The sequence below is a fragment of the Micromonospora sp. M42 genome (assembly GCF_000568915.1).
Lineage (GTDB): Bacteria > Actinomycetota > Actinomycetes > Mycobacteriales > Micromonosporaceae > Micromonospora > Micromonospora chalcea.
On sequence record NZ_KK037233.1, the window covers coordinates 2,653,715 to 2,661,158 of the forward strand.

At 72.6% G+C, this 7,444-nt stretch carries 10 protein-coding genes; 6 read left to right on the plus strand and 4 right to left on the minus strand.

Translation table 11 applies throughout. The features are described from left to right. The coding region (locus MCBG_RS11925) for an FtsX-like permease family protein (protein ID WP_369799298.1) at positions 1–1,487 on the minus strand (1,487 nt) is incomplete at its 3' end. Between the two features lie 248 nt (positions 1,488–1,735). Between MCBG_RS11925 and MCBG_RS11930 the strand changes: the two genes are divergently transcribed. Both MCBG_RS11930 and MCBG_RS33990 read left to right on the plus strand, forming a co-directional pair. Continuing rightward, positions 1,736–2,299: a type IV toxin-antitoxin system AbiEi family antitoxin domain-containing protein gene (locus tag MCBG_RS11930; RefSeq protein ID WP_223201194.1), complete on the plus strand. Its 564-nt coding sequence runs from the start codon at positions 1,736–1,738 to the stop codon at positions 2,297–2,299. Continuing rightward, entirely contained in the window at positions 2,284–2,580 is a 297-nt protein-coding gene (locus MCBG_RS33990; RefSeq protein WP_223201195.1) for an endonuclease domain-containing protein, read from the plus strand. The genes MCBG_RS11930 and MCBG_RS33990 overlap by 16 nt, the downstream gene beginning before the upstream one ends. An 18-nt stretch (positions 2,581–2,598) precedes the next feature. Here the strand turns inward: MCBG_RS33990 and ligD are convergent, their stop codons facing one another. Beyond that, positions 2,599–3,624, minus strand: coding sequence for a non-homologous end-joining DNA ligase (gene ligD / locus MCBG_RS11935; RefSeq protein WP_043325633.1), 1,026 nt, complete (start codon positions 3,622–3,624; stop codon positions 2,599–2,601). A 47-nt stretch (positions 3,625–3,671) separates the two neighbouring features. On the opposite strand from ligD, the gene msrB reads away from it, so the two are divergent. After that, positions 3,672–4,082 (plus strand): peptide-methionine (R)-S-oxide reductase MsrB, encoded by a 411-nt coding sequence (msrB, locus tag MCBG_RS11940; protein WP_030503019.1) that lies wholly within the window; start codon positions 3,672–3,674, stop codon positions 4,080–4,082. A gap of 8 nt (positions 4,083–4,090) precedes the next feature. Here msrB and MCBG_RS11945 read toward each other — a convergent pair whose 3' ends face one another. Next, positions 4,091–4,366, minus strand: a complete 276-nt coding sequence (locus MCBG_RS11945) for an isoamylase early set domain-containing protein (RefSeq protein WP_043325634.1) — start codon at positions 4,364–4,366, stop codon at positions 4,091–4,093. 155 nt (positions 4,367–4,521) lie between these two features. Here MCBG_RS11945 and MCBG_RS11950 point away from each other — a divergent pair, with 155 nt between their 5' ends. From MCBG_RS11950 to MCBG_RS11960, 3 genes are all read left to right on the plus strand, one after another. After that, the gene (locus MCBG_RS11950) at positions 4,522–4,782 is read left to right on the plus strand and encodes a hypothetical protein (RefSeq protein ID WP_030503017.1); all 261 of its coding nucleotides are present in this window, start codon (positions 4,522–4,524) and stop codon (positions 4,780–4,782) included. Positions 4,783–4,848: 66 nt separating this feature from the next. Further along, on the plus strand, positions 4,849–5,292 hold the full coding sequence (locus MCBG_RS11955; protein ID WP_043325636.1) for a GNAT family N-acetyltransferase: 444 nt from the start codon (positions 4,849–4,851) through the stop codon (positions 5,290–5,292). 106 nt (positions 5,293–5,398) lie between these two features. Next, positions 5,399–6,517, plus strand: coding sequence for a lytic polysaccharide monooxygenase auxiliary activity family 9 protein (locus tag MCBG_RS11960; RefSeq protein WP_043325638.1), 1,119 nt, complete (start codon positions 5,399–5,401; stop codon positions 6,515–6,517). A gap of 96 nt (positions 6,518–6,613) precedes the next feature. Here MCBG_RS11960 and hemQ read toward each other — a convergent pair whose 3' ends face one another. Continuing rightward, positions 6,614–7,315, minus strand: coding sequence for a hydrogen peroxide-dependent heme synthase (gene hemQ, locus MCBG_RS11965; protein WP_043325639.1), 702 nt, complete (start codon positions 7,313–7,315; stop codon positions 6,614–6,616). Positions 7,316–7,444 lie beyond the last annotated feature (129 nt).

Genomic DNA, 7,444 nt, shown 5'->3' on the forward strand with positions numbered 1-7,444 from the left:
CGTTCCGCGATCCGGGTGGTCGGCGGCAGCAGCCGCAGCGCGATCACCGCGCCGGCCAGCACGCCGATCGTGGGCGCGGCGGCCAGCAGCGGGTCGATGCCGAGGCTGCCGTTCGCGCCGGCCAGCGGCGAGGAGTACTGCCGCAACTGGGTCCAGGCGAGCACGGCGAGCGCCACCAGCACCACGTCCACGCTGGCGCGCTGCACGGCGGCGCTGCGGGACGGGCGGGACCGGGCCGCCATGTCGGCGACGTAGGTGCCGGCCCGGCGCAACGCCGGCAGCACCATGGCGAGCAGGCAGCCGACCGCCGCGCCCACCGCGACCACCCAGACCCGGGCCAGATCGCCGTCGGCCAGCCGCAGGTCCGCGCCGAGATACCGGACCGCCTGCCCGGTCAGCGCCGGAGCCAGCAGCAGCGCCGGCGCCACCACGAGCGTGGCCTCGCGTACGGCGAATCCGGCGATCTGCCGACGCGCGGCGCCCCGGGCCCGCAGCAGCGCGGTCTGCGCCCGCCGGTCCTCGTTGAGCAGCGCGGCCACCAGCACCAGCGCGTACCCGCCGAGCACCACGATCAGCAGCAGCGGGGTGAGCAGCGCGGAGCGGCCCACCAGGTCGGCCCGGCCCAGCCGGTCACCAGCCGGTCCAGGGTGGCTGACCTGCTGCGTCGAGGAGCCCAGGCCGGTGGCCTCGGGCAGCTTCTCGGTGATCTCGTTCAGCGCTGTGGTCACGGCCGGCAACCGGGCCGGCTCGACGGCCACCAGGGTCGGGGTCCACCAGCCAGGCCGCCGAGGTCGAGCCGGGAAGGTACGGGCGAAAGTCGGCCGGGTCGAGCGCGAACGGCCCGTACGAGGTGACCTCCGCGTCGCCCTGGCTCTCCCCCCACCTCCCGGGGCGAGCCGCCAGTACGCCTCGGCCGCGTCGCGGGGCCGCCACGTGCCGGCCACCACCACCGTGCTGGCCCGCTCCGCGCCCCGGTCGTACAGCGGCACCCGCTCGCCGACCTCCAGGCCCAGTTGCGCGGCCACCTTCTCCGGCAGCGTCACCTGCAACGGGTTGCTGCCGGGCACCGGCCACGCCCCGGCGGTCAGCTCGGCGTGCGCCGGCAGGTCGTCGAGCGTGGCCAGGTTGGCGAACATCGGGTCGTCGTCGGTACGGGCGGCGCCCACGTCACCGGTCAGCTCCCGCCCGGTGCCGGACCGGACCCCGGCCACCGTGACCGGCGCCCCGCCCAGACCGTTCGCGAACTGTGCCCGTACCGCCCGGTCCCGCTCCGCGTACGCGGCGGCGTCCGCCCCGCCGGAGCCGCTGATCAGCAGGCTGCGCTCCTCCGCCGGGGCGGCGTCGAGCACCGCCCGGGCGCCCGCGTCCACCGCCCGGCGGTTGTAGTCGGAGAGCCCGGTGACCAACGCGACCGCGACGAGTGCCGCGACAGCGGCGGCGAGCAGCAGCCCACGGGCCTCTACCGCCCGCCTCCACACCAGCTTCATCCGACGTCCTCTCCTGGCCCCGGCGGGCCGATGCCGAGAGAGAGCAGTGAAGCCCCGGAAAAGGTTCGCGCCCGTTACATGATCGTTATCGGTCCCTCCGCCTCGCCGCGCACTCTCCCCGTCGATCTTGGAGTTGTGGTGCCTCGAATGACGCCGATGCGGCTTTTGTGCACGACCACAACTCCAAGATCGACGGCGGCTGTCCACAGGGGCGGCTTTCCATGGGCAGCGGGCGGGAGAGTGCGGGGGTGTGGCGGTATGGGGAGTTGCTGGCGGGTGGGGTGAGCCGTGCGGCGGTACGGCACCAGGTGGAAGCGGGGCGGCTGGGGCGGTTGTCCCGGGGTGTCTACGGGTACGCGGACGACGAGACGAATCGGTTGCGCGCCCTGTTCCGGCGGTTGCCGCCGGGAACCGTCGCGGGATTCCACACCGGCGCGCGACTGCACCGGTTCGGGGCGGTGACCGACGACCGGGTGCACGTGATCGTGCCGCCCGGTGTGAGCGCGCGGCGAATCCGGGGCGTGGCGACGCATCAGACGGTGCTGCCGGTGCCGGACGCGGTGGAGATCGCCGGCATCCCCTGCGCGCCGGCCGCCCGCTGCGCCGTGGATCTGGCTCGCGTGATCCGGCGGGCGGACGCGCTGCCTGTGCTGGATCTCTGCCTCCGCGCCGGCGCCTGCCGCCCGAGGACCTGCTCACCGAAGTGGCGTGGCACGCCGGCCTGCGGGGAGTACGACAGGCGGGGCAACTCGTCGCGCTCGCCGACCCGCGCTCGGAGTGCCGGCAGGAGAGCCAGTTGCGCCTGTTGCTGATCGACGGCGGGCTGCCTCCGCCGGAGCCGCAGCTGTGGGTTCCCGACGAGGACGGAAACCTGATCTACCGCCTCGACCTGGGCTATCGCGAGCGGCGCATCGGCGTCGAGTACGACGGCCGTTCCCACCTAGATCCCGGCCGGCTGCACCACGATCGATCCCGGCTCAACTGGCTGGCCGAGCACGGCTGGCGGATGCGGGTCTACACCGCCACCGATCTCTACCGCCGCCCCCGGCACATCGTCGCGTCGGTCCGGAGCATGCTCACCGCGCCCGCCTGAGCCGTGGTCACCCGGGCGTCAGGGGCGGGGGCGGTCGCGGTCCTTGGACGGCTGGACCCGCTTCGGCTCGCCGGGCATCTTCGGGTATTCCGGCGGGTACGGCATGTCGCCCAGCCCGTCCGCCGCGTCCCGCTCGGCCCACTCCAGCAGGGGCGTGATGTCCCACGGGGCGTCGTCGATGCCGGCGTGCGGGTCGCCGCGCTCGGCGAACCGGGCCGGCACCGTGCCCAGGTGGAAGTCGTCCGGGTCTACCTGGGGTAGTTCGTCCCAGTCGACCGGGGTGGAGACGGTGGCGCGCGCGTTGGCGCGCAGCGAGTACGCGCAGGCGATGGTGCGGTCCCGCGCCATCTGGTTGAAGTCGACGAAGACCCGTTCGCCCCGTTCCTCCTTCCACCAGGCGGTGGTGACCAGCTCGGGGCGGCGTCGTTCCAGCTCGCGGGCCAGCGCGATGGTGGCGCGGCGGACCTCGACGAACGTCCAGCGCGGCTGGATGCGCAGGTAGACGTGCATGCCCCGGCCACCGGAGGTCTTCGGCCAGCCGGGCACGCCCAGCTCGTCCAGCAGGCCGCGCAGCTCACCGGCGGCGGTCACCGCGTCGGCGAAGTCGGTGCCCGGCTGCGGGTCGAGGTCGACGCGCAGCTCGTCGGGGCGGTCGGTGTCGGCGGCGCGCACCGGCCACGGGTGGAACACGACGGTGCCCATCTGCGCCGCCCAGGCCACGTGCGCCAGGTCGGCGGGGCACAGCTCGTCGGCCGGGCGGCCGCTGGGGAAGGCGATGCGCGCGGTGCGGACCCACGGGGGCACGCCCCGCTGCGGCACCCGCTTCTGGAAGAACATCTCCCCCTCGATGCCGTCGGGGAAGCGCTGGAGCGTGGTCGGCCGGTCGCGCAGGGCGCGCATGATCCCGTCGCCGACGGCCAGGTAGTAGCGGAAGACGTCGGCCTTGGTGAAGCCCCGCTGGGGAAAGATCACCCGGTCGGGGCTGCTCAACCGCACCGTGTGCCCGGCTACCTCGATCTCTTCGACCGTGCCCTTGCCCGCCATCACGCGACCATATGCGATGCCACCGACAGCCGACGTACCGTGAAGGGGTGAGTCTTTCCGACAACGAACTGCCCCGTACCGAGGACGAATGGCGCGTGCGGCTGAGCCCCGAGGAGTTCCGGGTGCTCCGCGAGGCCGGCACCGAGGCGCCCTGGACCGGTGAGTACGTCGACACCAAGACCCCCGGCGTCTACCACTGCCGGGCCTGCGGGCTGGAACTGTTCCGCAGCGAGGACAAGTTCGACTCGCACTGCGGGTGGCCGAGCTTCGACGACGCCATCCCGGGCGCGGTCAAGGAGATCCCGGACAACACGCTCGGGATGCGCCGGATCGAGATCCGCTGCGCGCGCTGCGACAGCCACCTCGGGCACGTCTTCGAGGGTGAGGGCTTCACCCCGAAGGACACCCGGCACTGCGTCAACTCGATCTCGGTGCGGCTGGAGCCCAGCGCCGGCTGACGGCGGCGTCACAGCCGCAGCAGGCCGCCGGCCTCGTCCACCCGGTCGGCGGCCTCGTCGTCCAGCCACACGCCGCCGGTGGCCAGGTAACGGAAGCGGTACTCCCCCGGCTTCAACCGGACCGTCACGGTACGGGTGCCGTCGCGGCGCGGCACCAGCTCGTGCCGGCCGGGCTCCCAGCCGTTGAAGCAGCCGACCACGCTCACCGTGCCGGGCGGGGTGTCCCGGGGCAGCGAGAACGTCACCCGGGTCTGGTTGCCGAAGAGCTTGTTGCGCTTGATCACGAATCCTCCGGGGATTTTCGGCGGTCACCGGAGTCAACGCTCGACACGCCGGGAGCGACTCGCCGTAGGGCCGGATCAGGTTCGCCGGTTCCGGTTGCTCGATGGTGTCGTCTGCGCGACTCTCGGATGACAGGTCCGTTTTCGGGGGGTTTCGCATGGCAACCTGCGAGGTTTGCGGTAACGACTACTGGATGGCGTTCGAGGTGCGCACCGTCGACGGGTCGCGGCACACGTTCGACTGCTTCGAGTGCGCGGTGCACAAGATGGCGCCGATCTGCGAGCACTGCCAGATCAAGATCGTCGGCCACGGCGTCGAGGTCTCCGGCCGCTTCTTCTGCTGCGCCCACTGCGCCCGCGCCGTCGAGGGCGAGCAGGGCGCCGAGGTACGCGACGCGGTCGGCGCCCGCCCCGCCTGACGCGCGCGCCCCGGCCGTCCCGCACCCGGCCCGGCCGGACCTCGGGGCGCCGCCTAACCTGGGCCGATGCCCGTCGAGCCCCACCTGGCCGGTTTCGCCGACCTGGACGCCCGCACCTTCCACGACCTGCTCCGGTTGCGCATCGACGTGTTCGTGGTCGAGCAGTCCTGCCCGTACCCGGAACTGGACGGCCGGGACGTCGAACCCGGCACCCGCCACCTGTGGCTGAGCAGCGACGGCGCCGTGGTCGCGTACCTGCGGATCCTGGCCGACCCCGGCGGCGTGGCGCGGATCGGGCGGGTGGTGGTGGCGCCGGCGGCCCGCGGCGCGGGCCTGGCCGGCGCGCTGATGGCCGAGGCCCTCGCGGTGGTGGGTGACCGGCCGTGCGTGCTCGACGCGCAGACGCACCTCGTGGGCTTCTACGCGGGATTCGGTTTCACGGTCGACGGCCCCGGTTACGTCGAGGACGGCATCCCGCACACCCCGATGCGCCGCGACCCAACTCATTGACGTTTGTCACTTTTTGTGGCAACGTGCGGGCGGAGCCGCCACGCGGGAGAGGGCAACTCCCGACAGTCCGGGCGTCGTGCACCGACACCCATCCCGGAGGCTTTCCATGTCCACTCCGTACCGCCGCCCGTTACCGCTCGCGGCGGCGATCCTCGGCGTCTGCGCGGTCGTCGCGGCGCTGCTCACCACCGCGTTCTCCGGCCCGGCCTCGGCGCACGGGTCGGTGGTCGACCCGGCCTCGCGCGCCTACAGCTGCTGGCAGCGCTGGGGCGGTGACTTCCAGAACCCGGCCATGGCCACCCAGGACCCGATGTGCTGGCAGGCGTGGCAGGCCGACCCGAACGCCATGTGGAACTGGAACGGCCTGTTCCGCGAGGGCGTGGCCGGCAACCACCAGGGCGCCATCCCGGACGGTCAGCTGTGCAGCGGCGGCCGCACCCAGAGTGGCCGGTACAACGCGCTCGACACCGTCGGCGCCTGGAAGACCGTGCCGGTCACCAACAACTTCCGGGTCAAGTTCTTCGACCAGGCCAGCCACGGCGCCGACTACATCCGGGTGTACGTGACCAAGCAGGGTTTCAACGCGCTCACCTCGCCGCTGCGCTGGAGCGACCTGGAACTGGTCGGCCAGATCGGCAACACCCCGGCCAGCCAGTGGACGCGTGAGGTGGACGGCGTGTCGATCCAGATCCCGGCGAACGCGCCGGGCCGCACCGGCCGGCACATCGTCTACACCATCTGGCAGGCCAGCCACCTGGACCAGTCCTACTACCTGTGCAGTGACGTGGACTTCGGCGGGTCCGGCCCGACCACCCCGCCGCCCACCAGCACCCCGCCGACGAGCACCCCGCCCACCAGCACGCCGCCGACGAGCACGCCGCCGACCAGCCCGCCGCCGACCACGCCGAACCCGGCCGGCGGCTGCACCGCGACGTACGCGATCACCGGTTCGTGGGGCGGCGGCTTCCAGGCCGACGTGAAGGTGACGAACAACAGCGGCTCGCCGATCCGCGGCTGGTCGGTGAGCTGGAACTACCAGAACGGCCAGCAGGTCAGCTCGGCGTGGAACGCCACTGTCACCACGAGCGGAACACTGGTGACGGCACGAAACGCCGCCTACAACGGCTCACTCGCGCCGGGTGCGAGCACCTCGTTCGGCTTCACCGGCTCGGCCGGTGCGACGAACCCGGTGCCCAGCATCGTGTCCTGTACGACGACCGCCTGACGCCGGTCTTCCCGGTCGGGGCCCTGCTCGACACCCGCTGGGGTGTTAAGCGGGGCCCCTTCCTCTACCGCAGGCGTTAAGAAGGTGCCCTTCCTTTCACACCAGGCAGTTGACGATGTCGGCCACCGAGCGGCGGCGGCCGGTGTAGAACGGGATCTCCTCCCGCACGTGCCGCCGGGCGCCGGAGGCGCGCAGGTCACGCATCAGGTCCACGATCCGGTGCAGCTCGTCGGCCTCGAACGCGAGCATCCACTCGTAGTCGCCGAGCGCGAACGACGCCACCGTGTTGGCCCGCACGTCCGGGTAGCCGCGGGCCATCTTGCCGTGCTCGGCCAGCAGCTCGCGCCGCTCCGCGTCGGGCAGCAGGTACCACTCGTACGAGCGCACGAACGGGTAGACGCACAGGTAGGGGCGCGGCTGCTCGTCGGCGAGGAACGCCGGGATGTGGCTCTTGTTGAACTCGGCCGGGCGGTGCAGCGCCATCTGCGACCAGACCGGGGTGAGCGCCCGGCCCAGCGTGGTGCGGCGGAACCGCAGGTACGCGTCCTGCAGCGCGTCGCTGGACGACGAGTGCCACCAGATCATCAGGTCGGCGTCGGCGCGCAGCCCGGCCACGTCGTACGTGCCCCGCACCGTGACGTCCTTGCCGGCCAGCTCGGTGAAGAGCGACTCGACCTCGTCGACGACGTTCTCCCGCAGCGACGGCAGCGGGCTGGTGGCCCGGTACACCGACCACATCGTGTAGCGGATGGTCTCGTTGAGCTCCCGCAGCCGCGCCGCGTTGGTCTGCTCGGTCATGCTGCCGATCCTTCCAGTGCCGTGATGATCTCTTCGGCCGCCGTCTCGCCGGAGCGGACGCACACCGGGATGCCGACGCCGTCGTAGCCGGCCCCGGCCACCGCAAGCGTCGGGTACGCGGCGCGCAGC